The organism is Monashia sp. HAY1-5C, from assembly GCF_056755255.1.
This window is the reverse complement of the sequence record NZ_JBPGXG010000292.1, coordinates 1-401: the sequence shown is the minus strand read 5'-3', so window position 1 is coordinate 401 and position 401 is coordinate 1. Positions and strand designations below refer to the sequence as shown.

Annotated in this window: 1 protein-coding gene; it reads left to right on the top strand. The window is 65.6% G+C overall.

What is annotated here, in order from left to right; all coding sequences use genetic code 11:
• On the top strand, nucleotides 1-401 hold a 401-nt coding region (locus ACR9ZK_RS21715; protein ID WP_481344033.1), incomplete at both ends, for an MFS transporter.

Below are 401 nucleotides of genomic sequence, written 5' to 3'. Positions count from 1 at the left end.
CACCCAGTTCGGCTTCGGCGGGGGATGGGCCGGTGGAGTCGGCCTGTCCGCACTGGCGGCCGCAGGTGTGGTCACCACCGTACTTCTGATTGACAAGCTCGGCCGCCGGATCCTCACCGTGCCCGGACAATGGCTCTGCGCAGGCATCCTGCTGGTCATCGGAGTCTGGGCGGATGCACCAGCGATCCTCGTGCTGGTACTGTTCCTCGCCTTCTCCTTCTTCAACGCCGGCTACACCACGATGACCCAGGTCTATCCGGCCGAGGTATTCCCCGGCCACCTGCGTGGCATCGGCATGGGCTTCTCCGCGGCATTCAGCCGCATCGGAGCCGCACTCGGTACCTTTGCCCTGCCGTGGGCGATCAGCAACATCGGCATGGGCCCAAGCATGGTGGTAGCCG